At 66.4% G+C, this 24,958-nt stretch carries 26 protein-coding genes; 17 read left to right on the top strand and 9 right to left on the bottom strand.

Going from position 1 to position 24,958, the window contains the following annotated elements:
• The first annotated feature begins 84 nt into the window (after positions 1-84).
• The 10 genes from murC (at position 85) to lpxC (ending at position 12,892) form a co-directional block, all read left to right on the top strand.
• On the top strand, positions 85-1,497 hold the full coding sequence (gene murC, locus AC0L6G_RS08095) for a UDP-N-acetylmuramate--L-alanine ligase (RefSeq protein ID WP_293825447.1): 1,413 nt from the start codon (positions 85-87) through the stop codon (positions 1,495-1,497).
• Positions 1,498-1,565: 68 nt separating this feature from the next.
• Positions 1,566-1,811 carry a type II toxin-antitoxin system VapB family antitoxin gene (locus AC0L6G_RS08090; RefSeq protein ID WP_293825449.1) on the top strand — a complete coding sequence of 82 codons (246 nt, stop codon included), beginning with the start codon at positions 1,566-1,568 and terminating at the stop codon, positions 1,809-1,811.
• Positions 1,811-2,206, top strand: coding sequence for a type II toxin-antitoxin system VapC family toxin (locus AC0L6G_RS08085; RefSeq protein ID WP_293825451.1), 396 nt, complete (start codon positions 1,811-1,813; stop codon positions 2,204-2,206). Before AC0L6G_RS08090 ends, AC0L6G_RS08085 begins: the two co-directional genes overlap by 1 nt.
• Positions 2,203-3,111 carry a UDP-N-acetylmuramate dehydrogenase gene (gene murB / locus AC0L6G_RS08080; protein WP_293825452.1) on the top strand — a complete coding sequence of 303 codons (909 nt, stop codon included), beginning with the start codon at positions 2,203-2,205 and terminating at the stop codon, positions 3,109-3,111. The genes AC0L6G_RS08085 and murB overlap by 4 nt, the downstream gene beginning before the upstream one ends.
• A 77-nt stretch (positions 3,112-3,188) precedes the next feature.
• On the top strand, positions 3,189-4,130 hold the full coding sequence (locus AC0L6G_RS08075) for a D-alanine--D-alanine ligase (protein WP_293825454.1): 942 nt from the start codon (positions 3,189-3,191) through the stop codon (positions 4,128-4,130).
• On the top strand, positions 4,118-5,005 hold the full coding sequence (locus AC0L6G_RS08070; protein WP_473253166.1) for a cell division protein FtsQ/DivIB: 888 nt from the start codon (positions 4,118-4,120) through the stop codon (positions 5,003-5,005). The genes AC0L6G_RS08075 and AC0L6G_RS08070 overlap by 13 nt, the downstream gene beginning before the upstream one ends.
• 13 nt (positions 5,006-5,018) lie before the next feature.
• Entirely contained in the window at positions 5,019-6,353 is a 1,335-nt protein-coding gene (ftsA, locus tag AC0L6G_RS08065; RefSeq protein ID WP_293825457.1) for a cell division protein FtsA, read from the top strand.
• A gap of 248 nt (positions 6,354-6,601) precedes the next feature.
• On the top strand, positions 6,602-9,940 hold the full coding sequence (locus AC0L6G_RS08060) for a TonB-dependent receptor plug domain-containing protein (RefSeq protein ID WP_473253165.1): 3,339 nt from the start codon (positions 6,602-6,604) through the stop codon (positions 9,938-9,940).
• A gap of 235 nt (positions 9,941-10,175) precedes the next feature.
• A complete protein-coding gene (ftsZ, locus tag AC0L6G_RS08055) occupies positions 10,176-11,771 on the top strand; it encodes a cell division protein FtsZ (protein ID WP_293825460.1) in 1,596 nt (531 codons plus the stop codon).
• Positions 11,772-11,992: 221 nt separating this feature from the next.
• Positions 11,993-12,892 (top strand): UDP-3-O-acyl-N-acetylglucosamine deacetylase, encoded by a 900-nt coding sequence (lpxC, locus tag AC0L6G_RS08050; RefSeq protein WP_293825462.1) that lies wholly within the window; start codon positions 11,993-11,995, stop codon positions 12,890-12,892.
• Here lpxC and pgeF read toward each other — a convergent pair.
• The 3 genes from pgeF to lgt are packed head-to-tail and all read right to left on the bottom strand — an operon-like array spanning position 12,889 to position 15,635.
• The gene (gene pgeF, locus AC0L6G_RS08045; protein ID WP_473253164.1) at positions 12,889-13,659 is read right to left on the bottom strand and encodes a peptidoglycan editing factor PgeF; all 771 of its coding nucleotides are present in this window, start codon (positions 13,657-13,659) and stop codon (positions 12,889-12,891) included. The two genes, lpxC and pgeF, sit on opposite strands and share 4 nt — an antisense overlap.
• A gap of 12 nt (positions 13,660-13,671) precedes the next feature.
• Positions 13,672-14,769 (bottom strand): class I SAM-dependent methyltransferase, encoded by a 1,098-nt coding sequence (locus AC0L6G_RS08040; protein ID WP_293825466.1) that lies wholly within the window; start codon positions 14,767-14,769, stop codon positions 13,672-13,674.
• Positions 14,766-15,635, bottom strand: coding sequence for a prolipoprotein diacylglyceryl transferase (gene lgt, locus AC0L6G_RS08035; RefSeq protein WP_293825468.1), 870 nt, complete (start codon positions 15,633-15,635; stop codon positions 14,766-14,768). The genes AC0L6G_RS08040 and lgt overlap by 4 nt, the downstream gene beginning before the upstream one ends.
• Positions 15,636-15,809: 174 nt before the next feature.
• Here lgt and AC0L6G_RS08030 point away from each other — a divergent pair, with 174 nt between their 5' ends.
• The 3 genes from AC0L6G_RS08030 to AC0L6G_RS08020 all read left to right on the top strand — a co-directional run bounded on the left by AC0L6G_RS08030 (position 15,810) and on the right by AC0L6G_RS08020 (position 17,486).
• The gene (locus AC0L6G_RS08030; RefSeq protein ID WP_291535773.1) at positions 15,810-16,109 is read left to right on the top strand and encodes an accessory factor UbiK family protein; all 300 of its coding nucleotides are present in this window, start codon (positions 15,810-15,812) and stop codon (positions 16,107-16,109) included.
• A gap of 76 nt (positions 16,110-16,185) precedes the next feature.
• On the top strand, positions 16,186-16,689 hold the full coding sequence (locus AC0L6G_RS08025; protein WP_291535772.1) for a type III secretion system chaperone family protein: 504 nt from the start codon (positions 16,186-16,188) through the stop codon (positions 16,687-16,689).
• On the top strand, positions 16,689-17,486 hold the full coding sequence (locus AC0L6G_RS08020) for a pyrroline-5-carboxylate reductase family protein (RefSeq protein WP_293825470.1): 798 nt from the start codon (positions 16,689-16,691) through the stop codon (positions 17,484-17,486). Before AC0L6G_RS08025 ends, AC0L6G_RS08020 begins: the two co-directional genes overlap by 1 nt.
• A 10-nt stretch (positions 17,487-17,496) precedes the next feature.
• Here AC0L6G_RS08020 and AC0L6G_RS08015 read toward each other — a convergent pair whose 3' ends face one another.
• The 3 genes from AC0L6G_RS08015 to AC0L6G_RS08005 all read right to left on the bottom strand — a co-directional run bounded on the left by AC0L6G_RS08015 (position 17,497) and on the right by AC0L6G_RS08005 (position 20,164).
• Entirely contained in the window at positions 17,497-17,976 is a 480-nt protein-coding gene (locus AC0L6G_RS08015) for a hypothetical protein (RefSeq protein WP_291535770.1), read from the bottom strand.
• Positions 17,977-18,060: 84 nt separating this feature from the next.
• Positions 18,061-19,428, bottom strand: coding sequence for a sensor histidine kinase (locus AC0L6G_RS08010; RefSeq protein ID WP_293825472.1), 1,368 nt, complete (start codon positions 19,426-19,428; stop codon positions 18,061-18,063).
• Between the two features lie 4 nt (positions 19,429-19,432).
• The gene (locus AC0L6G_RS08005; RefSeq protein ID WP_291535853.1) at positions 19,433-20,164 is read right to left on the bottom strand and encodes a response regulator; all 732 of its coding nucleotides are present in this window, start codon (positions 20,162-20,164) and stop codon (positions 19,433-19,435) included.
• Positions 20,165-20,252: 88 nt separating this feature from the next.
• Between AC0L6G_RS08005 and AC0L6G_RS08000 the strand changes: the two genes are divergently transcribed.
• The gene (locus AC0L6G_RS08000; RefSeq protein ID WP_293825474.1) at positions 20,253-21,131 is read left to right on the top strand and encodes a branched-chain amino acid aminotransferase; all 879 of its coding nucleotides are present in this window, start codon (positions 20,253-20,255) and stop codon (positions 21,129-21,131) included.
• Positions 21,132-21,143: 12 nt separating this feature from the next.
• On the opposite strand, the gene AC0L6G_RS07995 is transcribed toward AC0L6G_RS08000, so the two are convergent.
• A complete protein-coding gene (locus AC0L6G_RS07995; RefSeq protein ID WP_293825476.1) occupies positions 21,144-21,533 on the bottom strand; it encodes a type II toxin-antitoxin system VapC family toxin in 390 nt (129 codons plus the stop codon).
• The gene (locus tag AC0L6G_RS07990; RefSeq protein WP_293825478.1) at positions 21,520-21,795 is read right to left on the bottom strand and encodes an AbrB/MazE/SpoVT family DNA-binding domain-containing protein; all 276 of its coding nucleotides are present in this window, start codon (positions 21,793-21,795) and stop codon (positions 21,520-21,522) included. Before AC0L6G_RS07990 ends, AC0L6G_RS07995 begins: the two co-directional genes overlap by 14 nt.
• Positions 21,796-21,932: 137 nt before the next feature.
• On the opposite strand from AC0L6G_RS07990, the gene AC0L6G_RS07985 reads away from it, so the two are divergent.
• Genes AC0L6G_RS07985 through AC0L6G_RS07975 form a run of 3 tightly spaced genes read left to right on the top strand, consistent with a single transcriptional unit; the run spans position 21,933 to position 24,513 of the window.
• The gene (locus tag AC0L6G_RS07985; protein WP_293825480.1) at positions 21,933-23,207 is read left to right on the top strand and encodes a NupC/NupG family nucleoside CNT transporter; all 1,275 of its coding nucleotides are present in this window, start codon (positions 21,933-21,935) and stop codon (positions 23,205-23,207) included.
• Between the two features lie 40 nt (positions 23,208-23,247).
• Complete coding sequence (locus AC0L6G_RS07980; RefSeq protein ID WP_473253163.1) at positions 23,248-23,868, top strand: glutathione S-transferase family protein; 621 nt, start codon at positions 23,248-23,250, stop codon at positions 23,866-23,868.
• Positions 23,869-23,874: 6 nt separating this feature from the next.
• A complete protein-coding gene (locus tag AC0L6G_RS07975) occupies positions 23,875-24,513 on the top strand; it encodes a YoaK family protein (protein ID WP_473253162.1) in 639 nt (212 codons plus the stop codon).
• On the opposite strand, the gene AC0L6G_RS07970 is transcribed toward AC0L6G_RS07975, so the two are convergent.
• Complete coding sequence (locus AC0L6G_RS07970) at positions 24,497-24,931, bottom strand: PaaI family thioesterase (RefSeq protein WP_473253161.1); 435 nt, start codon at positions 24,929-24,931, stop codon at positions 24,497-24,499. The two genes, AC0L6G_RS07975 and AC0L6G_RS07970, sit on opposite strands and share 17 nt — an antisense overlap.
• Between the last annotated feature and the right edge of the window lie 27 nt (positions 24,932-24,958).

Below are 24,958 nucleotides of genomic sequence, written 5' to 3'. Positions count from 1 at the left end.
AGGCGTCGGGCGTCGCATCCAGAAAAGTTCGCTCCGCGCGCGGCGCGCCCTTCGCAGGAGGCGAGGCGGCGGTTATGACGCAGCATGATCGCACGCCTTCGCCCCGTTCCGTTCGACCTCGGTCCCGTCCACTTCGTCGGCATCGGCGGCATCGGCATGAGCGGCATCGCCGAGATCATGCTGAAGATCGGCTATTCGGTTCAGGGCTCGGACGCCAAGGCCAGCGCCAACATCGAGCGGCTGGAACAGCTGGGCGCCAAGATCTTCATCGGCCACGACGCCGCCCATCTGGGCGAAGGCGTGTCGGCTGTGGTCTATTCGACGGCGGTCAAGGCCGAGAACCCGGAACTTAAGGCCGCGCGCGAGCGGCGCATCCCCCTGGTCCGCCGGGCCGAGATGCTGGCCGAACTGATGCGGCTGCAATTCTCCATCGCGGTGGGGGGCACCCACGGCAAGACGACCACGACCTCGATGGTGGCGACCCTGCTGGATGCGGCGGGCCTGGACCCCACGGTGGTCAATGGCGGCATCATCAACGCCTATGGCACCAACGCCAAGGTGGGCGACGGCGACTGGATCGTGGTGGAGGCGGACGAGTCGGACGGCAGCTTCCTGCGCCTGAAGTCCACCGTCGCCATCGTCACCAATATCGACCCGGAACATCTCGACCACTACGGCGACTTCGACGCGGTGCGTAAGGCGTTCGTGGACTTCGTCGAGAACATTCCCTTCTACGGTTTCGCCGCGGTCTGCCTGGACCACCCCGAGGTGCAGAAGCTGGTCGCCTCCATCGATAACCGGCGGCTCGTGACCTATGGGACCAATCCTCAGGCCATGGTGCGGGCCGACAATGTCGAGATGGGACCGGATGGCTGCCGCTTCGACGTGGTGATGCAGAACGGCGAGCCTCATGTGATCGCGGGTGTCCATCTGCCGATGGCCGGCTGGCACAATGTCTCCAACGCCCTGGCCGCCATCGCCGTGGCGCGCGAACTGGACGTGTCGGACGAGGCGATCCGCACCGGCCTGGCCGGTTTCGGCGGGGTCAAGCGCCGCTTCACCACCACGGGCGTCGTCAACGGCGTGCGCATCGTCGACGACTATGGCCATCACCCGGTCGAGATCGCCGCCGTCTTGAAGGCCGCGCGCCAGGTGACGGAAGGCCGCGTCATCGCCGTGGTCCAGCCGCACCGCTACACCCGCCTGCGCGACCTGATGGACGAATTCTCGACCAGTTTTTCGGACGCCGACAGCGTGATCGTCGCCGACGTCTATCCCGCCGGCGAACAGCCGATCGAGGGGGTGGACAAGCACGCCCTGGCCGATGGCGTGCGCCGCTACGGCCACCGTCAGGTCCAGGCGCTGGAGAACGCCGCCGTCCTGCCGCGCCTGATCAAGGACGAGGCCAAGTCGGGCGACGTGGTCGTGCTGCTGGGCGCGGGCGACATCACCAGCTGGGCCTATGGCTTGCCGGGGCAGCTGGAGGCGCTGGGCTGACGCCCGGCTTGTCCGGGATTCCCAAAAGTATATATTCCGACGTGACGGTATATCCCCTGGAGGATGTCATGGCGCTGTATGTAAAAGACCCGGAAGTCGATCAGATGGCCGAACGGCTGAGCCGCATCGGGGGGATCAGCAAGACCGAGGTGGTGCGCCGCGCCCTGCGCCGTCAGTTGGAGCAGGTTGAGACGCCGTCCGACTTTGTCGAGCGCGGCCTCGCTTTCACCCGCGCTCTAATAGCTCGGGGCAATTTTGCCCAGGGCCGACCGGTGGACAAGGCTTGGATCGACAGCCTCTATGAGGACGACTGATGTTCGTGGATGCTTCGGCGCTTACGGCCATCCTGACCGACGAGGACGACGCGCGCTCACTCTATGCCCGCCTGGAGACCTATCCGCGCCGGACGACATCGCCCATGGCCGTCTGGGAGGCGGTCCTCGCCGTTGCGCGTCGGCTGAAACTAGACATCACCGACAGCGAAGCGGCCGTCGAAGCCTTCTTGAAGACTTTCGGTATCGAGGTGGTCGCCATCCCGCCCGAAGCCCGTCGCATCGCCATTGAGGCCCATGCCCGGTACGGCAAGGGCCGGCACCCGGCCGCATTGAATTTTGGCGACTGTTTCGCCTATGCCTGCGCGCGCCACGCGCGGTCGCCCCTGCTGTACAAGGGCGACGATTTTTCCCGGACAGACATCGAAGCCGCATGACTGAGATCACCCTTCCCCCCGTTCGCGGCAAGCTCCTGCGCAACGAGCCGCTAGGGCCCTACACCTGGTTTCGGGTGGGCGGCGCCGCCGAGGTCCTGTTCATTCCGGCGGACGCCGACGATCTGGCCGATTTCCTGAAGGCGCTGGACCCGGCCGTCCCGGTGACGGTGCTGGGCGTCGGGTCGAACGTCATCGTTCGCGACGGCGGGGTGGATGGCGTGGTGATCCGTCTGGCGGGCAGGGCTTGGGCGCAGGTCATGGCGGACGGGCTGACGATCACGGCCGGAGCGGGGGCTCTGGATTCCATGGTGGCCAAGGCCAGCGCGAAGGCGGGGATCGCCGGGCTGGAGTTCTATGCGGGGATCCCGGGCGCCATCGGCGGCGCACTGACGATGAATGCGGGCTGTTATGGTTCCGAGACCAAGGATGTGCTGGTCTCGGCCTCGGGCCTTAACCGTCAGGGGCGGCGGATCGATTACGCCCTGGCCGACTTCGGCTACGCCTATCGCCATTCCCAGGCGCCGGCCGAGATCATCTGGGTCGAGGCGACCTATCACGGGACGCCGGACGACCCCGAGGCCGTGGCCGCCCGGATCGCCGAGATCACCCGCCGGCGCGAGACCACCCAGCCGATCCGCGAGAAGACGGGCGGCTCCACCTTCAAGAACCCCGAGGGTCATTCCTCGTGGAAACTGGTCGACGAGGCCGGATGGCGCGGCAAGCTGCATGCCGAAACGGGAGGCGGCGCCCTGTTCAGCGACCTGCACTCCAACTTTATGATCAATCCCGGAGAAGCCACCGCCGCCGACATCGAGGGGCTGGGCGAGGCGGTCCGCGCTGACGTCCTGGCGAAGACCGGCGTTCAGCTGGACTGGGAGATCAGGCGGATCGGACGGCCCGCCTAAAAATCCTCCGCAAAATTGAGCGCGATGCGAGAAGGGTTGACGGCCTGTTAAACATGTAGGCCGCAATCGGAGACGTCATGGCCCGTGCTTTCAAAGACCTTCACGTCGCCGTCCTGATGGGCGGTCTTTCCGCCGAGCGAGAGGTGTCGCTGTCGTCGGGGGAGCAGTGCGCCCAGGCGCTGGAGCGGCAGGGGGTGCGCGTCAGCCGCGTGGACGCCGGGCGCGACCTGGCCAATGTGCTGTCCGGCCTGATCAAGCCCGATGTGGTGCTGAATTGCCTGCACGGCGCCTGGGGCGAAGACGGTTGCGTCCAGGGCGTGCTCGAAACCCTGCGGATTCCCTACACCCATTCCGGCGTCCTGGCCTCGGCCCTGGCCATGGACAAGGAAAAGTCCAAGGCCGTGTTGCGGATGGCGGGGGTCAAGGTGCCGGGCGGCGGCCTGTTCGACCGCCACGAAGTCGCCAGCCGTCACGTCATCGACCCGCCCTATGTGGTCAAGCCCAACGCCGAGGGGTCTTCCGTCGGGGTCTTCCTGGTGCGCGAAGGGGCCAATCGCCCGGTCGCCGAGGTGGGCGAGCCCGGCTGGGCCTACGGCGATCAGGTCGTCGTCGAACCCTATATTCCCGGCAAGGAACTGTGCGTCGCCGTGCTGGGCGAGGCGTCCGGCTCGCGCGCCCTGACCGTGACCGACATCACCCCCGCCAAGGGATTCTACGACTACGAGGCCAAGTATTCGCCGGGCGGGTCGGTCCACGTCCTGCCGGCCGTCCTGCCGCCGCATGTGTTCGAGGCGGCCCTGCGTCAGGCAGAGCTGGCGCACGCCGCCATGGGGTGCCGCGGGGTGTCCCGGTCCGACTTCCGTTATGACGACGTTAAGGACGATCTGGTCCTGTTGGAGGTCAATACCCAGCCCGGCATGACCCCGACCTCGCTCGCGCCCGAGCAGGCCGCCTATGCCGGAATGAGCTATGACGATCTGGTTCGGTGGATGGTGGAGGACGCCTCATGCCCGCGGTAGTTCGCGGCGGCCGGCGACAGGGTTCCGCCCAGGCCCCAGGACGCGGCGCGGCGCCCAGGGGCGGGGGACGTTCCCGCGGCGCAAACCCTAACGCGTCGGCCATTCCCGCCAAGATGGCCGCCATCGGCCGTGTCGACATCTCGTCCCGCACCGCCGTCATCGCGCTGGGCGCAGGCGCTTTGCTGCTGGTCGGGGTGCTGGCGACCGGCGCGCGGGCCGAGCGGATCGGCGCGTCCGTCTCTCACGGGATCGACAGCCTGACCTCCGGCATGGGGCTGACGCTGAAGCGGGTGCATATCACCGGCGCCTCGGCCGAGGCCGAGCCGGCGATCCGACAGGCGTTGGGCCTTCAATCCGGCCAGCCGATCACCAGCCTGAAGCTGGACGCCATCCGCGACCGCGTGCAGGGCGTGGGCTGGGTCAAGTCGGCGCGGGTCGTGCGCCTGCTGCCCGACACCTTGATCGTCGAGGTCAAGGAGCATGACCGCCTGGCCGTCTGGCAGGAGGCCGGGCAGATCAAGGTCATCGACGCGCGCGGTCAGGTGATCGCGGGCGCCGACGCGCGCCGCTATCCGACCCTGCCGCTGGTCGTGGGCAAGGGCGCCGATGCGGCGGCCGGCGAAATCCTGCCGCTTCTGGCCCAGCGTCCGCGCCTGATGAACAAGATCGACGCCCTGGTCCGCGTGGACGAGCGACGCTGGGACCTGCGGCTCAAGGACGGCAGCCTGATCCAGCTGCCCGCCACCGAACAGGAGGCGGCCCTGATCCGCCTCGATGCGCTGGACCAGCGCGAACGCCTGCTCGACCTGGGTTTCGCCCGGGTCGACCTCAGAACCCCGGACGAGGTCGCGGTGCGACCCGCCGGCGACGCTTAAGGACCAGAACCGGATGTCGGGAAAGCCGCGCGCAGCCAATGATCAGGGTCGGGGCCTGGACCCCCGCGCCGGGCGCGCGCCCGTGGTCGCCGCCCTGGACATCGGCCAGTCCAAGGTGTCGTGCTTCATCATGAAGCCCGACGGCGTGCGCCACGCCGACCGCACCATCCGCGTCGCCGGCGCCAGCCACGTCCAGTCCAAGGGCGTGAAGGGCGGGGCCATCATCAATATGGACGAGGCCGCCCAGGCCATCGGCCACGCCGTCGAACGCGCCGAGCGCGCGGCCCAGAGCCCGGTCTCCGGCGTGGTCGTCACCACCGCCATCGGCCAGATGGCCAGCCACCGGGTGCAGGCGCGGGTGTCCCTGGGCGCCAATCCGGTCGGGGACGCCGACCTGGCGCGCGCCATCGGCATGGCCCTGGCCCAGATCCGCCTGCCCAACCGGCGCCCGATCCACGTCCTGCCCATCGCCTGGTCGGTGGACGGGGCCCGCGGCGTCCACGATCCACGTTCGATGCGGGGCGGGTCGCTGGGGCTGGATCTGCTGGTCGTCTCGATGGCCGAGAACGTCTTCACGACCCTGAGCCATTGCCTTGAACTGGCGCACCTGGACCTGCAGGGCGTGGCCGCCGCGCCCGTCGTCTCGTCCCTGGCCGCGCTGGAAGAGGACGAGATGGACCTGGGCGCCGTCTGCATCGACATGGGCGGCGGTTCGACCAGCGCCGCGGTCTGGGGCGGGCGATCCCTGCTGCATATCGAAAGCCTGAACGTCGGCGGCGACCACGTCACCTCCGACATCGCGCGCGGCCTGTCGACGTCGAAGGCCGGCGCCGAGCGGTTGAAGACCCTGCACGGCTCGGCCATGGCCAGCGCCAACGAGGACCGCGAAATGCTGGAGGCCCCGCCGCGCGGCGAAGAAGCCTCGGCCGGTCCCGTCATCGTCCCGCGCGCCATGCTGAAGACCGTGATCGCCCCGCGCGTCGAGGAAACGCTCGAACTCCTCCGCGACCGGCTGAAGACCGCCGGCGTCGGCCTGGAGCCGGGCGCGGGCCTGGTCCTGACCGGCGGCGCCAGCCAGTTGAACGGCGTGCGCGAGCTGGCCGTGCGCGTCTTCGACCGCCCCGTCCGCCTTGGAAAGCCCCAACGCGCGCCACATTTGGCCGACGCCGCCTCCGGTCCCGCCTTCTGCGCCACCGCCGGCGTCCTCCTCCGCGCCGCCTACGGCCCGCGCGAAGCCGTCTCCGCTCGCAAGCTGATGGCCCGCCAGATCACCGCCGCCGACGCCCCGCGGATTCATCGCGGCAACGTGGTCGGGCGCGTGGCCGGGTGGTTGCGGGATAATTTGTAAGTCTTTCGGCCAAAGGCTCCCCCGGCCGGAGGCCTAACCGGCGGCGCTGGCCAGCCTCCGACTGCCGTGCGCTGCGCCAACCCCCAACTCAAAACTGTGGCGTCATTGTAACATATTCGACGCTTGATGGCCCGATTTGGGCCACATTGGTTGCTTGGCCCCCATATTGCGTTAGAGGAGGTGGCTTCAAGCGACGGGGCGGTTTGCGAATCGGCGTTCGCTGTAGATTTTAGTGGGGGCTATCCATAATGAAGCTGAAGCGTAATCATCTGTTCGGAACGACGATCCTCGCCGGGGTGGTCGCCATGTCCGCTCCCGCTTGGGCGCAGGCGCAGCAGACGGCTGCGGAGGCCGAGAACGCAACTCAGGTTGAAGAGATTGTCGTTACCGGTTCGCGCATCCGTCGTGATCCGACTACTGCTCCGACCCCGCTGATCCAGGTTTCTCAAGATCAGTTGCTTGAGACCGGTCTGTCCACGGTGATCGATTATCTCGCCACGATCCCGGCCTTGTCCAACTCGGTGATCCCGTCCGATACAACCGGTTCTGGACTCAACGATGGCGGACTTTCTGTCGCCAACTTGCGTGCTCTTGGGACCGGCCGCACGCTGACGCTCGTTGATGGGCGTCGTCACGTTGGTTCGATTGGGGGGTCTCTCGGTGTCGACGTCGACACCATTCCGCGCCTTCTAATCCAGAATGTTGAGATCATTACTGGCGGGGCGTCTTCCGTCTACGGTGCTGACGCTGTGGCAGGGGTTTTGAACTTCAATCTTCGTCATGATTACGAAGGTATTGAAGTTGATGCCAACTACGCGATGATCAACCAGGACGGCCAAGCGGCAAAACGCATCTCGATCCTCGCCGGCAAAAATCTGTTCGACGACCGGTTGAACATCTATGCTCACGCCGAATACGAAAAGCAGGATCAGGTTCAAAGTCTGGATATGGACTGGCTGCGTCGTTCGCCAGTGCTGCTAGGCGTCGACGCTGATCCGACCAGTGCTGCGATTGGTCCCGCCTACGACGGCCGAGTGGACACCGCTCTGTTCACTGGTGTGGTGCGTTTGGATCGCCCGCGCTTCAGCCAAATGACGTTGGCGAATGCTCAGCAGCCCAGCCCGACGTCCAACCCCAATGTGGCGCAAGCAAACTGTACTGCCTACAATAGCGCGAACTGCTACTCAGTCGATCCGGCAAAGACCTGGTGGTTTGACGGCAACACTGCACGTCTGGCCAATTTCGGCCAACGGGTCGGCAATACGGGGTCTAGCCGCCCTTACAATATCGGCGGCGACGGCGAGAGCCCTTCGCGCTTCTCCACCGACAGCCGTCTGCCGGAGTCGGAATCCTACCGTTATCAAGCGGGCTCGACCTTCAAGGTCACGAACCAGATCACCGCTTACGCGGAGGCGAAGTATGTCGATGAAAAGACCTTCGACATCAGTCAGCCTATTTTCTACGATATCAATTTCAGCGATGCGGCTATCGCAAACACCCGGCAAGTTCAGATCACCGGAACTTCCAGCGCGAATATGCGCTGGTCGGACAACGCCTTTATTCCTGATAATCTGAAGGCTGCAATCGCCGCGAACACCGTCACCAACTATGGCACGCCCACACTGAACGCACCGGGTGTGGCTGGAACGCCGACGGCTGCGCCTTGGGCCCGGCTGTCTGGCTTTGGCGATGATCGATACCAACAGAACGAACGCAAGCTGCAACGCTATGTCCTGGCCTTCAACGGCGACCATGGCGATGTTGGCTTCATCAAGAACTTTGGATGGGATCTGTCGTATACCTACGGCAAGATGAACAACGAAAACCTGGAAGCTGCGGTTGACGCCGAACGTTTCTACTTCGGGGCTGACTCGGTCATCGACACCCGCGGCCTACTGGGTAACGCGGGGGCTACGGTTTGCCGTGTTCGTCTTCTGAACGCTCAGGGCATCGCCCTTCCTGATGCCGTGCGGGGCGGTACTTTGCAGGGTTCGGAAGCCGGTCGTGCAGCCATCAACGAATGTCAGCCCTACAACATCTTCGGGGCTGGCAACCAAAGCGAAGCTGGCAGGAATTACGTCGAGGCCTTCGTTGTAGTTAAGGAAGTCAACGAGCAACACGACGCCGTCGCTTCAACGTCAGGCCAATTCTGGGACTTCTGGGGCGCTGGTCCGATCGGAGCGGCCGTGGGCGTGGAGTATCGCAAGGAGCTCACTTCTGCTGAAGGACGCGACCGTCTTGTGGGTGATCGCTACCTATTCCTGAACTCGAGCCCCGATTTCCCTGAAAAATACTACGAGTCTAAAGAAGTATTTGGTGAAGTGTCGGTGCCGCTTCTCCGTGACAGCACCTTCGGCGAGTATGCTGAGTTGAGCGGATCGTATCGCTATTCCGACTATTCGACCGTCGGGGGGCAAGACGTCTATGGTGTGAATCTGGTTTATCGCCCCATTCGCGATATCGCATTTAAGACAAGCTTCAACACCTCGATCCGTGTGCCTACGCTGTCGGAAAATTTCCGTCCGTTCTCTCAGACGTTTGTCGATGTCCAGGACCCCTGCACGACGGCGCGGATTACGTCACCAACTCTGACAGCTGAAATCCGCGCCAACCGTATCGCAAACTGCACCGCCTTGGCGCGGGCGAAGGGGTTGAGCTATGACTTCGCCGGCGCTACGCCGACGACCGACGATGACTACATCCCCGTCTATACGTCTACGACTTCGGGCGTTAATGGCGGCAACATCGACTTGGTTCCGGAAGAGGCTGAATCCTTCACCTTCTCCACGGTGTTGCAGCCTCGGTTCATCCCCAATCTCAGCTTGGTGCTCGATTACTATGAAATCGAGATCACGAACGTCATAGCCGCTGTCGGTGCCGCCACCGTAGCAGCCAACTGCGTGGACGGACCGACGCTGAATGCACAGGCGTGCTCGACGATTTTCCGGAACACGACGCCCGTGACAAACCCGGCCTCTGCGCAAGATCGCTCGGAAGCCTTCAAGGTGGGCGACTCGGTGACGGGGATCGGCTTCATTCAGGGCTCCCTGAACTATGCAAAGCGGACGGTTCGCGGGCTGGATTTCATCGGTCGATACACGTTTGACACCGAAGAGATGCTTGGTCGGAACTTCGGACGCTTCGACTACTCCATCAACGGCTCTTGGCTGATCGAGCAGAAGCAGTTCAACAACTCGCAGAATCCGAACGACTTCACGGAGTATGCAAGTACGTTGCAAACTGGCGGGTCATTCCCTCGCGTTCGCTTTACATCGACCTTGGCGTGGGAGCCGACGCAAGATTTGAGGATATCATGGATCGCCGATTGGCAGACGTCGCAAGACATCATCCAATATCGTGCTTTCATTGCCAACGCAGATTCTCGTCCGGTCGATTATATCCGTACGGGTAACTTCATTCGGAACGACTTCCTCGTTCGCTATAACGTCAATGATGACGTCACTCTGCGGGCAGGCGTCACAAACATCTTTGATGCGGAGCAAGCGCCTTATCTGGGGACCACGCTCTACTCCAACTTCGATCCCTTCGGTCGTCGTTTCAATATTGGCCTGAACTTCCGCCTCTGATTGCGGTCATTCGAAAAGGGAAAGGGCGGTCCTTCGGGGCCGCCCTTTTCATTTGAACGACGGAAAACTGCGGCCAAGCTTTTGGTTTCGGGTGTCGTGGCGGCCGACTCACATTATCGCCGTAACCTTCTCTTAACCTTCGTGGGCGCAATCCTTAACGCGCTCATAACCAAGGCGATTCGGCGGGGCGGTCGGTTGGTTGGAAGGGGCGGGTCAGCAGGTCGGAAACACGAAAATGTCGCTCTCATTGGTCAAGCCGCAACATACTGAACTGAAGCCCCGCATCGTCGTGTTCGGCGTCGGCGGCGCCGGCGGCAACGCCGTGAACAATATGATCGACGCCGGGCTGGAGGGCGTCGAGTTCGTCGTGGCCAACACCGACGCGCAACACCTCAGCTTCGCCAAGACGGATCGCCGCATCCAACTGGGCGAGACGATCACCCAAGGCCTAGGCGCGGGCGCCCACCCCGAGGTCGGCATGAACGCCGCCGAGGAATCGGCCGACGAGATCCACCAGCACCTCGAAGGCGCCCATATGGTGTTCATCACCTGCGGCATGGGCGGCGGCACCGGCACCGGCGCCGCGCCGGTCATCGCCAAGTGCGCGCGTGATCGCGGCATCCTGACCGTCGGCGTCGTGACCAAGCCCTTCACCTTCGAAGGCCGCCACCGGATGCGCCTGGCCGATGCAGGCGTCGCCGAACTGCAGCGTTATGTCGACACCCTGATCGTCATTCCGAACCAGAACCTGTTCCGCGTCGCCAACGAACGCACCACCTTCGCCGACGCCTTCGGCATGGCCGACCAGGTGCTGCACTCGGGCGTACGCTCGATCACCGACCTGATGATCCTGCCGGGCCTGATCAACCTGGACTTCGCCGACGTGCGCGCCGTCATGTCCGAGATGGGCAAGGCGATGATGGGCACGGGCGAGGCGACCGGCGACGACCGCGCCCTGCTGGCCGCGCAGAACGCCATCGCCAACCCGCTGCTGGACGAAACCAGCCTGAAGGGCGCCAAGGCCGTGCTGGTCAACATCACCGGCGGTCTGGACATGACCCTGCTGGAAGTCGACGAGGCCGCCAACGCCATCTCGGCCGAGGTGGACGGCGACGCCAACATCATCTTCGGCGCCGCCTTCGACCCGGCGCTGGACGGCAAGATCCGCGTGTCGGTCGTGGCCACCGGCATGGACGAGGGCGAGGTGCGCCGCATCGAGCCGATCGCGCCCCAGGCCTCCTCCAACGCGCCGCTCGCCACCCACGAGGCGCGTCGCGCGGCCGGCGGGCATTACGGCGCGCAGGCTTCACGTCCGCCCGAGTCGACGCGCGAAAGCTATCGCGAGCCGGCCCGCGCCGAGGCGCCGCGCGCCCCCGAACCGCGCATCGAGCCGGCGCCGGTCGTGCCGACCTTTCAGGCCCCGCCCGCCCGCGAGCCGGAGCCGCGCCCCGAGCCGGTGATCCGCGTCGCCGAACCGCAGCCGCGCGCCCTGGACCCCATCGTCGATCCCTGGGTCGAGGAATACGAGACCCGCGCGCCCGCCGCGGCGCGCGCGCCTCAGGGCGACCTGTATGGCGAGCGCTCGGCGGCGCAACCGCAGCACCAGCCGCATGCCGATGACGGCTATGACGATCGCGACCATCGTCGCAGCGGCTGGAGCCTGTTCGGCCGGGGCAAGCGCGCCCAGCCGCAGGCCGACATGGGCTATGCGCCCCAGCACGGGCATCAGACGCGCGGTTCGGCCCAGGCCGCGCCGCAACCGGAACCGGAGGCGGGACAGGCCGATGACGACCTGGAAATCCCATCCTTTCTCCGCCGCTTGGCCAACTAGGAGACCCCGATCCTGACATAGGGTCGATCAGGACGCCCCGAGGTCGCAGGCCTCGGGGCGTTCGGCGTTCGGCGTTCGTGTTCGGAGGGAGCGGGGGGCGTTTCTGACCGAAACAATCCGAAACCGGACTTTGGTTTTGTCGTTGCGGCGCGGCCGCTAAACGGAAGTCGGGGCGTAATCCGCGCGATTTGCGGGGGCGCATTGAAAGAGCGAGTTTTCGGTTGTCGGTCAGAAACGACCATCACGAACGCACCATCGTCGCGCCGGCCATCATCGCCGGCGTCGGGGTGCACACGGGCCGCCGGGTGCGGCTGGCGGTTCGGCCTGCGCCGTCCGGCGCGGGCATCGTCTTCGTGCGCACCGACGTGACCGATCGCGACAACCGTATCCCGGTCTCGGGCGAGGCTGTGGTGGACGCTCGGCTGAACACCATGATCGCCAATGGCGACGACGTTCGCCTGTCGACCATCGAGCATCTGATGGCCGCCTTTTCGGCCCTGGGCGTGTCGAACGCCGTCGTCGAAGTGGATGGGCCGGAACTGCCGATCCTGGACGGTTCGGCTCTGGACTTTGTACAACTGCTGGACCGGGCCGGCTTCCGGCCGCAACCGACGCCGCAGCGCTATATCGAAATTCTGGAGACGGTCCATGTGGTGGAGGGTGACAAACACGCCGCCCTGATGCCGTGCGACCGGTTCGAAATGCGGTTCGAGATCGACTTTCCGTCCAAGGCCATCGGCAATCAGGTCATCGACTTCGTCGTGGACGAGCCGACCTTCCGCAAGGAGATCATGGCCTGTCGCACCTTCGGCTTCGCCCATGAGGTCGAGGCCCTGCGTCAGGCGGGGCTGGCGCGCGGCGGCTCTCTGGAGAACGCGGTGGTCATCGATGGCGACGACATCCTGAACCCCGGCGGGCTGCGGATGGAACGCGAGTTCGTGCGTCACAAGGCGCTGGACGCCATCGGCGACCTGTATGTGCTGGGCGCGCCGCTGCTGGGCCGGTACGAGGGTTACAAGGCCGGACACGCGCTGAACAACAAGCTGGTCCGCCAACTGCTGGCCAATCCCCAGGCCTGGCGCGAAGTGACGCGCGTGCCCGAACTGGCGCAGGCGGGCTAAACCCCGATCACCGAAATCAGCCGCCCGAAATCCGGCTCGCCCTGTTGGAAGGCGCGGCGGTTCGAATAAAAGCGTTCGGCGTCGGCGCAGGTGTCGTGGCCGGTCCAGGCCGCCTGGTCGACGCCGGCCTGCTGCAAGCGCCAAAGCACGAAGCCGGGCAGGTCGAACCGGCGCCTGTCGGCCGTGTCGCCGAGCCGGAAGAACCGTTTGCTGGCGGGATCGTGATGGACGAAACGGTCCTCGAAATCGACGCCGACCTCATAGCTGGCCGGGGCGATGCAAGGGCCGACGACGGCCAGGATGCGGCTCGGCTCGGCGCCCAGGGCCTGCATGGCGGCGACAGACGAATGGATCACGCCGCCTAGGGCGCCCTTCCATCCGGCGTGAACCGCCGCGACGATGCGCGTGTCGGGATCGGCCATCAGGATCGGCGCGCAGTCGGCGGTCAGGACCGAACACAACAGGCCCGGTTCGGCCGAGACCACGGCGTCGCCTTCCGGCCGGTCGCCGTTCCAGGGTCCCTCGGCGACGCGGGCGACGGCGGAGTGAATCTGATAGCAGCCGTTCAGATGGCCGGGCGTGGCGGCGAAATGGGCGGCGACGCGGCGGCGGTTCTCCGTCACCGCAGCGGGGTCGTCCTTGGACCCCACTCCAGCGTTCAGCCCCCGATAAAGGCCGGTCGAGACGCCGCCCGCGCGGGTGAAGAAGCCGTGGGCGACGCCGGCGGCGGTCAGCAGCGGATGGGTGATAGGGGCCAGATCGCTCATGCCCCCCTTCTATCAGACCTCCCAGCCCGGCACGACCAGAGTGCGGGGCGCGAAGATGGCGGCGGCCTTGAACAGGGTTCCCATCTGGTCGTCGGCGGTCAGGCGATGCACTTGGCGGTCGATGACGGCCGCCGCGGACGGTCGGCCGGCCTTCAGGGCCTGGGCGCGGGCCTCTATGCCCAGCCGGCGCAGGAAGTCCCCCTGGGCCAGACAGCCGGTGACGTCGGCGCCGGTGCGCACGGCGGCCTCCATGACCAGGGGGAAGTCGGCCCATTGCGTCAGGTCCGCCGCGCCGGGGTCGGCCAGGGGGTCGACCTTCCGGTGGCGATACAGGGCCTGCAAGGTGTCGCCCGCCTCGGGCCGGGCGCGGCCGTAGTCGATCAGGAGGGCGGCGCCCGTAGCGGCCTTCATCAGCAGGCCCAGCTCCCGGCCGAAGATCGCCTGCTGCTCCGAAGTCTCGACCACGCCGCCGGGCGGAACGTCGAAGTCCGGCTTGGCGAAGCCGCCGGTGATGGCGGTCAGTCCGAAGATCAGTTCGCCCCGGTCGTCGACGCCGATGCGGCGCTCGGCCCAGCCGCTCTCGGTGCGGACGAACTGGCGGGCGGGCAGGCAGTCCAGCACTTCGTTGGCGATCAGGATGACGGGGGCGTCGGTGTCGATCCGGCCCAGATCGCGCGTCCAGCGCGGCGACAGGTCCGCGCCGGCCAAGGCTTTGGCCTGGAGATCGCGCAGCGGCGCGCTGGGTTCGATCAGGATCAGGTCGCAGGCTTCCAGGAAGCCCGGCGCCAGACGCGCGGCCCCCCCGATCGCCTTCAGAGCGTCGCTCATCAGCGTGCCGTCGCCGGGACCGACCTCGACCAAGCGGAACCGCTCGGGCGCGCCGAGGCGATTCCAGGTCTCGACCGCCCACAGGCCGATCAGTTCGCCGAACATCTGGCTGACCAGAGGGGCCGTGATGAAGTCGCCGCCTTCGCCCAGCGAGGGGTGCGAGGCGTAATAGCCGTCCCGCGGATCGTGCAGGCAGCGTGTAACATAGTCGGCGACCGTCATCGGTCCCGTCAGGGCGATCTCGCGCGCCAGACGCGCCTTCAAGGTGTCGGCGGCGCTCATGCTGCGGCGGGCGGGCGGCTCCAGGCGCGCCAGATCAGCCAGGCGCCGACCAGGATCATCGGGATCGACAGCATCATCCCCATAGTCAGGCCCAGCGGGAAGTCGGGCATGCCGATATCGGGCTCGCGCACATTCTCAAGCGCAGCTCGGCAGACGCCGTAACCGACCAGGAACAGGCCGGTGATGTAGCCCGGCTTCTTCAGCAGATCGAACTTCCAGATCGCCAGCGAGAGGATGGAGAATAGCACGACCCCCTCCAGACCGGCTTCGTAAAGCTGGCTGGGGTGGCGGGGCGCGTTTCCGGCGGGGCAGAAGCCGTACATCTGTTCGATGCGGGCGTTGCAGAAGCGGATGGCCCAGGGAACGGTCGTCTCGCGGCCCCACAACTCGCCATTGATGAAGTTGGCCAGGCGTCCGAACATCAGGCCGATGGGCACGACCGGCGCCACCAGATCGCCCAGGCGCAGCATGTCGATCCTCTGCGACCGAGCATAGAGGACGATGGCCAGGGCGACGCCCAGGAAGCCGCCGTGGAAGCTCATGCCCCCGGTCCAGAGCTGGAACAGCTCCAGCCGCTCGCCCCACGTCTGGCCGGTGAACAGCTGGGCGTACATGACCGGTTTGTAGAACAGGGCGTAGCCCAGCCGCCCGCCCAGGATGATGCCCAGCACGATCCACAGCACCAGGTCGTCCAGCTGGTTCGAGGTGATCGGCGCCTTGCCCGGCGCCCACAGCCGCTGGGTCTTGGCCAGGCGCGCCGCATACCACCAGCCCAGCACGATGCCCGCGACATAGGCCAGGGCGTACCAGCGGATCGGAAGCGGCCCCAGATGAATCAGGACCGGATCGAATTCGGGAAAGGGCAAGGGGGCTTCCTGTGCTGGCCTGTCTTCGACAGGGGTTTAGCAAGCGTCGCAACGTCCGTCGCCTGTGAAGAAGGATCGCGACGGCTTGATGGCGCGGCCGAAGCAGCAGAAAGAAAGGTTTCGTTCACCATAGTCGGTGAACCTTCGTTAACGACGTCACGGTCGGAGCCCGCCATGCAGACCCGCAATCCCATCCTGGACGAATTCGCCAAGCTGACGACCGGCGCCATGGGTCTGGCCCAGGCCGCAGGCGAAGAGGCCAAGACCGCCTGGCGCGCCCAGGCCGACCGGATCGCCGCCGAGATGGACCTGGTCCGCCGCGACGAGTTCGATGTGCTGAAGGACGAGATCGCCGCCCTGCGCGCCGAAATCGCAGAGCTGAAGGCCGCCCAGAAACCGGCAGGAAAGCCGGCCGCCAAGCCTGTGAAGGGAACGTCCACAGATGGAACTCAACCCGGGGACGCAGCCGGTTGAGCCGAATCTGCGAACAGGCTTACCGTTCTGTTAACGCCCGCGATTCTCGCGGACGCAGCTCGAATCGAGACTATTGATGGATATCGCCCGGCCAGAGGAAACGGACGTGCCGTTCGACCCGCTTGAGGTCGTCGAGCATGTTCTGACGGCCGAGAACCTGCCGTTCGACCGTACGGACGACGGCGACCTGGCCTTCGCCCTGGCCGGCGACTGGAAGGACTACGAGCTGTGGTTCGCCTGGCGGCCCGAGGGCGATTGCCTTCAGCTGTGCTGCGCCCTGGACCTGAAGGTGGCCAAGAGCCGCAAGACGGCCGCCTATGAACTGGTCGGCCTGATCAACCAGCGCACCTGGATGGGGCATTTCGAGGTCTGGGCCGAAGACGGCGAGATCGTCTTCCGCCATTCGCTGGCCCTGCCGATGGGCGAACGCCCGACCCTGGCCCAGGCCGCCTCGATGATCGACGCGGCCATCGAAGCCTCGGATCGTTATTATCCGGCCTTCGACTTCATGGTGCGCGGCAACAAGAAGCCGCAGGAGGCCATCGACGCCTGCCTGTTCGAGACCGTCGGCACCGCCTGATGATTGCCCAGGGGCCTATCGTTCTGGTCGGTTGCGGCCGATTGGGTTCGGCGATTCTGGAAGGCTGGTTGCTGACCGGAACGGTCGCGGCCGAAGACCTGATCGTTCTCAGTCCTTCGGAAAAGCCTGCCGCCGAGGCGGCGCGGACCAGGGGCGCGCGGATCAATCCGCCGCTGGAGACCCTGACGCAGGCGCGTGTCGTGGTCCTGGCGGTCAAGCCGGCGATCTGGCGCGATGTCATGGCGCCGATAGCGCCCTTCCTGAACGATCGGGCGATGATCCTGTCGGTGATGGCGGGCGTCGCGGCCCCCACGCTGGCGGAAGGGATCGGCGGCTGGCCCATCGTGCGGGTCATGCCGACGACGGGGGTGTCGCGCGGGCGCGGCGTGGCCTCGGTCTGGTCGGCGGACGCGCGGGCGGAGGCGGTGGGGCGCGAGCTGTTCGCCCCGATGGCCGAGACCGTGGTGCTCAAGGACGAAACCCTGATGGACGCCGCGACGGCGGTGGCCGGATCCGGCGCGGCCTATTTTTACGCCTTCACCGACGCCCTGGCGCGGGCGGGAGAGGCGGCGGGGCTCGATGCGGCGACCGCCGATGTCCTGGCGCGCGCCACACTGCGTTCGGCGGCGGATTCGATGGGCGACGACGCCCTGGACGCCTTGATCGGCCGCATCGCCTCGCCGGGCGGATCGACGCGTGCGGGCCTGGACGCCCTTGACCAGAACGAGCGGCTGAAGACGATGCTGATCGACACGGTTGCGGCGGCGGTCCGCCGCAACCGCGAGATGGGCGCCTGAGCCGGCGCGGTTAGAAGCGCCCGCGCTCGATCTGGGCGCCGAACCGCTCGAACGCGCGATCCGCGTCGCGCCAGACGCTGTAGCCCCAGACGTCGCGCAGATCGGGCGAGAAGTAGGCATAGTCCACCGGCCGCGTCTCGCCATCGGCCAGCACGATCTCGCCCTTGATGGCGGCGCCCCCGATGGAGACGCTGCGGATCGGGTCCAGACCCGGCGTGCGCCGAACCTGTTCGATGGTGGGCCGATTGGGCTTCAGATCGACCAGGACCAGATTGGCCGTCGCGCCGGGGTAGCGCTGGGCCAGGGCCTTGCCGACCTCGGCCTGAAGGCTGGCGACCTGGTCGTTGACCTCGCGGTCGCCCAGCTTCTCGACCTCGCGCTGAAGGTCCGGGCCGATGACGACATTGACGGCGGGCGCCTGCGCTTGGGCGATGGCGGCGGCGGCGAGCGTGGCCGCCAGCGGTGCGAAGAAGGCGAGTTTACGCATCATCTGTGATCTCCTTGCCCCTGTCCCAACCAAGATGAGCCCGATCCGTCGATTTCGCTAGGGCCGGCGCACAGGAATCCGAGCGGTTCAGGCGTTTTCGACGATGGAGACCGCGCCCGGCACGCGCACGGTCGCCTTAAGCCCGCCCAGTTCGCTGCGATCCAAAGTCACGTCGCCGCCGTGCGCGCGCGCCACGTCGCGGGCGATGGCCAGACCCAGGCCCACGCCCTTGCGGTTCTGGTTTCGGGATTCGTCCAGCCGGGAGAAGGGACGGAAGGCTTCGTCATACATGGCCTCGGGGATGCCGGGACCGTCATCCTCCACCACCACCTCCAGCCCGCCGGACGCCAGGGCGCGCGCCGACAAGCGCACGTGCTCGCCGTGCGAGGCGGCGTTGCCCGCCAGGTTGACCACGGCGCGTTTGAACGCCAGCGGGCGCACCGAGGCGGTCATCCCCTCAGGAACCGATACGTCGACCACCGCGCCCGCGCGGCGCGCATCCTCGCCCGCCGCCTGCAAGAGATCGGAGATGGAGACGGGCTTGGGCGGTTCGCCCGCCTCGCCGCGCGCGAAATCCAGATATTCGTCGATCATATGCTCCATCTCGTCCAGGTCGCCGCGCATGGCGGCCTGGCGCTTGAACGCCGGGGCCAGGGCCAGTTCCAGCCGCAGACGGGTCAAGGGCGTGCGCAGGTCGTGGCTGACCGAGGCCAGCAGGGCGGTGCGCTGGTCGATATAGCGCTGGATGCGGTCGCGCATGGCCATGAAGGCGACGGCGGCGGCGCGCACCTCGCGCGCGCCATGCGGCTTGAACCGGGGCACCGTCTCGCCGCGCCCGAAGGCTTCGGCCGCATCGGCCAGCCGTTCGATGGCCCGGACCTGGTTGCGGATGAACAGGATGGCGACGCCCATCAGCAGGACGGTCGCCACCGCCAGCCACAGGACGAAGATATGGGCCTGGGTCGCCACCGCCCGCTCGCGCGGGGCGATGATGCGAAGCACCCCTTGCGGCTCCTGAACCTGGATGTCGACATAGGCGGGGTAGCGGGTCGTGTCGAACCAGTAGGGCCGGTCCAGCCGCGCATCCAGCGCGCGGTCGAGCACCCGGTCCACCACCCCGATGGCCCCGCGCCGCGTCTCGGTCGGCAGGGTGCGGCCTTCCTGAAGCACGATGGACAGAGACATGGACCGCTCTGCCCGGTCGGCCAGCTTGTCCAGATTGGCCTGAGTGGGATCGTCCTCATAACTCTGGACCGCCCAGGCGATGTCGCCGGCCAGGCCTTCGGACAGGCGTGCGGTCACGGTCTGCCAGTGGGCGTCGAAGAAGACCCATGTCACCGCCATCTGCATGACCAGCACCGGCAGGACGATGATCAGCAGCGACCGGCCCCATAGCGAGGTCGGCAGGCGCCGCTTCAGGAACCGCGGCCACAGATAGGCGGGCAGCAGCCGCATCGGATCAGTCGGGCGCCAGCATATAGCCGACGCCGCGCACGGTCTGGAGATAGCGCGGGTTCTTGGGATCGGTCTCCAGCTTGCGGCGCAGGCGCGTGACCTGGACATCGACGGCGCGGCCGGTGATGTCGGCGGTGTCGGGCGACAGGCTCATTCGCTCGACCGGCGCATGGGCGTGAAGCGCCAGGGTCTTCAGCAGCTGCGCCTCGGCTTCGGTCAGGCGCTGGGGGGCGCCGTCGCGCGTCAGCTCCAGCCGCTCCATATCGAAGACGGCGGCGCCGAGCTTAATCTCCTTGGGACCGATGGGCTTGCCGCCGGTGCGGCGCAGGATGGCGTCGATGCGCAGCGCCAGTTCGCGCGGTTCGAACGGCTTGGACATATAGTCGTCGGCGCCGCGCGACAGGCCCTCGATCCGATCCTCGGGATCGCCGCGCGCGGTCAGCAGCAGCACCGGCGTCTTGGACAACTCGGCCTTGTTGCGGACCCAGGTGGTCAGATCCAGTCCGCTCTCGCCCGGCATCATGACGTCCAGCACGACCAGGTCGAACTCGATCAGCTCCATCATCCGCTTGGCGGCGGCGGCGTGGGCGGCGCCGGTGACGCGGTAGCCCTCGCGCGCCAGAAATTCCTTCAGCAGCTCGCGAATGCGGTCGTCGTCGTCGACGATCAGCAGGTGGCGACCCACCCCCGGCCCCGCGATGGGGCCGGAACGGCCATGCGGACGCGATTCCGTCATGCTCATACGACGTTTCCCCCGCTCCGGGCGTTGACCTGAACGATTCGTGAGGCTCTAAGACCGTCAGTTTCGCGGGAGACGTATTTCAATGGCCTTCGTTCCTTTCGACGATCGTGATGGCTGGATCTGGGTGAATGGCGATTTCATTCCTTGGAGGGAAGCGAAAACGCACGTTCTGACCCACGCGCTCCACTATGGCTCGTCGGTGTTCGAGGGTGAGCGTATGTATGGCGGCGAAATCTTCAAGCTCACCCAGCATTCGGAGCGCCTGAAGCGGTCCGCGAACCTGCTCGATTTCGAGATACCCTACAGCGTCGCCGAAATCGACGCCCTGTGCAACGAAACCTGCGCCAAGAACGGCCTGACCGACTGCTATGTGCGCCCGGTCGCCTATCTGGGGCCAGAGCAGACCAGCGTCTCGGCCCTGAACAACAAGGTCCATCTGGCCATCGCTGTGTGGGACTGGCCCAGCTATTTCGACCCCGAGGTCAAGAAGCGCGGCCTGTGCCTGGAATGGTCCAAGTGGCGCCGGCCCGATCCGACGACGGCGCCGACCACGGCCAAGGCGGCGGGCCTGTACATGATCTGCACCATGTCCAAGAATGCGGCCGAGCGGCGCGGCTTCGCCGACGCCCTGATGCTGGATTGGCGCGGCTATGTCGCCGAGGCCACCGGCGCCAACGTCTTCTTCGTCAAGAACGGCGTCATCCATACGCCCAAGGTGGACCACATCCTGGACGGCATCACCCGCCAGACCGTGATCGAGATCGCCCAGGAAAAGGGCGTCGAGGTCGTGGTGCGCGACATCCTGCCGGAAGAACTGTCCGATTTCTCGGAATGCTTCCTGACCGGCACCGCCGTCGAGGTGACGCCGGTCGCGGAAGCGGGCGAATACCGCTTCACGCCCGGCGCCCTGTCGCTGGACCTGATGGACCACTACGGCAAGCTGGTGCGCGGCCAGCTATGAGGTTGTCGCCGATCAGGGACGCTCGACCCTGATCGGCGACAGCGGCCCGGCGGCTTCGGCCAATCTGCGATCGAAAGTCACAAAGGCCTCGCACCCGTCCGTTTTCGTCAGGTGCAGGGCGTCGGCGAAATCCATGCCGGCTTCGTGCCAGTCCAAGGCGCGCGCCAGCAGAATCGGCTCTTCGACCGTCACTTCAGCAAGACCCGCAAGACGGCGCAGCGCCGCCCCGATGCGAGCCGCCGAAAAACCGTGTCCGCTTCTGAGCACCCATTCCGTTTCCAGGAACACGGTCGTGGCGATGAAGATGTCGCCCGCCTCGATGATCGCGCGCGCGGCTTGCGCCTGGGCCTTATCGTCTCCCGTCAGGAAACGGACGACCACATTGGTGTCAATCGCGCGCACGCCGCTTCGCCTCTGCGGCGATCGCCATGTCCATGTCCTCGATCGTCAACGGCGGCGCGTCATACGCGAGAGCGCCAAACGCCTCGTCGATCGTCGTCGCGGGGAAGGCCGGCGCCGGCCTTAGCAGTACGCCTTCCGCCGTGTCCTCCACCGTCAGCCGCGTGCCCGCGGGCCATCGCAGATGGTCCCGAAGCGGCTTGGGCAGGATGACCTGTCCCTTCGTCGACATCACCGTCGTCAAAACTTCTCTGGCAACCGCCATGACACGCTCCGTGTAAGACGAAGGTAAGATAATGTCTTCAGCGAGCCTTGCAAGGCGAAAGCACTTGCCAGGTGCGTCGACTTGTCCTTGAAGCGAGCCCAGATCGGCAGGGACGCCTGCCTAGGGGATCGTCTTTCATGTTCAGCGTTCTGAACCTCCAGAGCCTGCTCGGCCTGGTCGTCATCGTCGCCGTCTGCTGGGCGATCTCCGAGAACCGGCGCGCCTTTCCCTGGCGGCTGACCATCGGGGCCATCGCGGTCCAGGCCCTGCTGGTGCTGGCTCTGTTCGCCATTCCTGGCTCCCAGGCCGTTCTGGCGGCGGTGACGGGGGCGGTCGACGGCCTGGCCGTGGCCACGACCGAGGGAACCAAGTTCGTTTTCGGCTATCTGGCGGGCGGGGACCAGCCCTATGCGGTGCAGAACCAGGGCGCCCTGTTCACCTTCGCCTTTCAGGTGCTTCCGCTGATCCTGGTGATCTCCGCGCTTTCGGCCCTGCTGTGGCACTGGCGGATCCTGAAGTGGATCACCCTCGGTTTCGGTCTTCTGTTCCAGAAGACTATGGGTCTGGGCGGCGCTTCGGCCCTGGCGGTGGCGGCCAACATCTTCCTGGGCATGATCGAGAGCCCGATCGTCATCCGCGCCTATCTGGACAAGCTGACCCGGTCGGAAATCTTCCTGATGATGGTGGTCGGCCTGGCCACCGTCGCCGGTTCGACCATGGTGGCCTATGCGACCATACTGGCGCCGGTCCTGCCCAATGCGGCGGGCCATGTGCTGGTCGCCTCCATCGTCTCGGCGCCGGCCGGGGTGCTGCTGGCGCGCATCATCATACCCGAACAGCCGGGCATGGGCGGGGCGGTGGCCGACTACGATTCCGCGCTGAAGTACGACAGCGCCATCGACGCCATCGTCAAGGGCACGTCCGACGGCCTGATGGTGGTGCTGAACATCTCGGCGGTGCTGATCGTGTTCGTGGCCCTGGTGGCCCTGGTCAACGTCATGCTGGGCGGGTTCACGGTGTTCGACGCGCCGCTGACGGTGGAGCGGATGCTAGGCTGGGTCTTCGCTCCCGTCGCCTGGCTGATCGGCGTGGAGTGGAAGGACGCCGACGTCGCCGGCTGGCTGCTGGGCGTCAAACTGACCCTGACCGAATTCGTCGCCTTCATCGACCTGGGCAAGGTGCCGGCCGCCGAGATGACGGAGCGGACGCGGATGCTGATGACCTATGCGTTGTGCGGCTTCGCCAATATCGGCTCGGTCGGCATCACGGTGACGGGCCTGTCGGTGCTGATGCCCGAACGACGCGAAGAGGTGCTGGGCATGATCTGGAAAGGGCTGTTCGCCGGCTTCCTGGCCACGCTGATGACCGCCGCCGTCGTGGGCGCCTTGCCCGCCGCCGTCTTCGGGGGCTAGCCTTGGGATCGACGGCCTTGAAGGCCGACGAGGCCGGGTCATGAAACTCTACACCTCCAATCGTGCGCCGAACCCGCGACGGGTGCGCTGGGTCATGGCCGAGAAGGGCGTGACCGACGTGGAGATGGTCGAGATCGACATCATGACGGGCGAGCACAAGAAGCCCGCCTTCCGCGATCGCGTCGGCGTGCCCCACCTGCCGGCGCTGGAACTGGACGACGGGACGATCCTGTCGGAATCCATCGCCATCTGCCGCTATCTGGAGGCGCTGCATCCCGAGCCGAACCTGTTCGGCCGCGACCCGCTGGAACAGGCCGAGGTGGAGATGTGGACGCGCCGGTGCGAATTCTATCTGGCGACGCCGATCATGCTGAACGTGCGCCACACCCACCCCGCGCTGGCGGCGCTGGAGGCGACCCAGATGCCCCAGGTCGCCGAATACAACCGCCTGTCGGCCGAACGGTTCATGGGCACGCTGGACGCCCATCTGGCGACCCGGACCTTCCTGGCGCTGGACCGGTTCACCATCGCCGACATCGTGGGCGTGGTGGGGCTGGATTTCGCGCGGGTGGTCAAATACAGCCCGCCGGCCGAGTTCGAAAACCTGGCGCGCTGGCTGGACACCTGCCGCGCGCGGCCGGCGGCCAAGGCCGGGGTCTGAGCCGCCGTGCGCGCCCTGCCGCCTCCCCATCGGGCGCTGGCGCTGTCGCTGGCGGTGCTGGCGGGCTATGTCGACAGCCTGGGTTTTCTGCAACTGGGCGGGGTCTTCGTTTCGTTCATGAGCGGCAACTCGACCCGTCTGGCGGCCAGCCTGGCCGAAGGGCGATGGGCGGCGGCGGGCGGCCTGGCCGGCATTCTGATCCTGTTCGTCATGGGATCCTTCTTCGGCGCCCTGATCGCGCGCGGGCAGCAGGGACGTTCGCGCAGCCGGGTGCTGGCGTTCGAGGGCGGCCTGCTGACGCTGGCGGCGCTGGCGTCCTGGACGGGCCATAAGCCCGTGGCCATCGGCCTGATGGTCATGGCGATGGCGGCCGAGAATTCGGTCTTCCTACGAAATGGCGAGGTGGCGGTCAGCCTAACCTATATGACCGGCACGCTGGTCAAGCTGGGTCAGAGCCTGGCGGCGGCGGTCATGGGCGGCGACCGCTGGGGGTTCGGCCCCTATCTGGTCCTGTGGGCCGGGCTGACGGGCGGCGCGGTCGTGGGAGCCCTGACCTTCGGCCGGCTGGGGCTGGCGGCCCTGTGGCCGGCGGCGGCCTTCGCCTTTCTGCTGGCGGTCGTGACGCGGTTCAGCCGCGCGGCGTGAACTTTCGGATCACGCCCGAGAAGGTCATCAGCAGTCGCTCGCCCGTCGTGATCTGACCCCGCACGAAGATCAGGCTCTTGCCCGCCTTCGTCACCTGTCCGGTCGCCTCGATCAGTTCGCCGACATAGCCGCCGTCGATGAAGGTGGAGTCCAGTTGCACCGTGACGCCCGAGGCGCCCTCCATCTCCTGATAGGCGATCTGGAACATGGCGATGTCGGCGAAGGTCATCAGACAGCCGCCATGCATCCGTCCGCCCGCGTTCATGTGCTTCTGCTCGGCGCGGAAGGCGCAGCGCATCTGGCCGTCGGGGTCGGGCCGGCCGTAGAAGGGGCCGACCACGGTGTCGAAGGTGTCGTGCAGGTCGTAGGTCTGCCAGCCGGCGAATTCGCCTTCGGTGATGGTGATTTTCTTCGACATAGAGGTAACGGCCTTACTTCTGGGCGT

Source organism: Brevundimonas sp. D3-1P (genome assembly GCF_055809335.1).
This window is presented reverse-complemented; position numbering and strand designations above follow the sequence as displayed.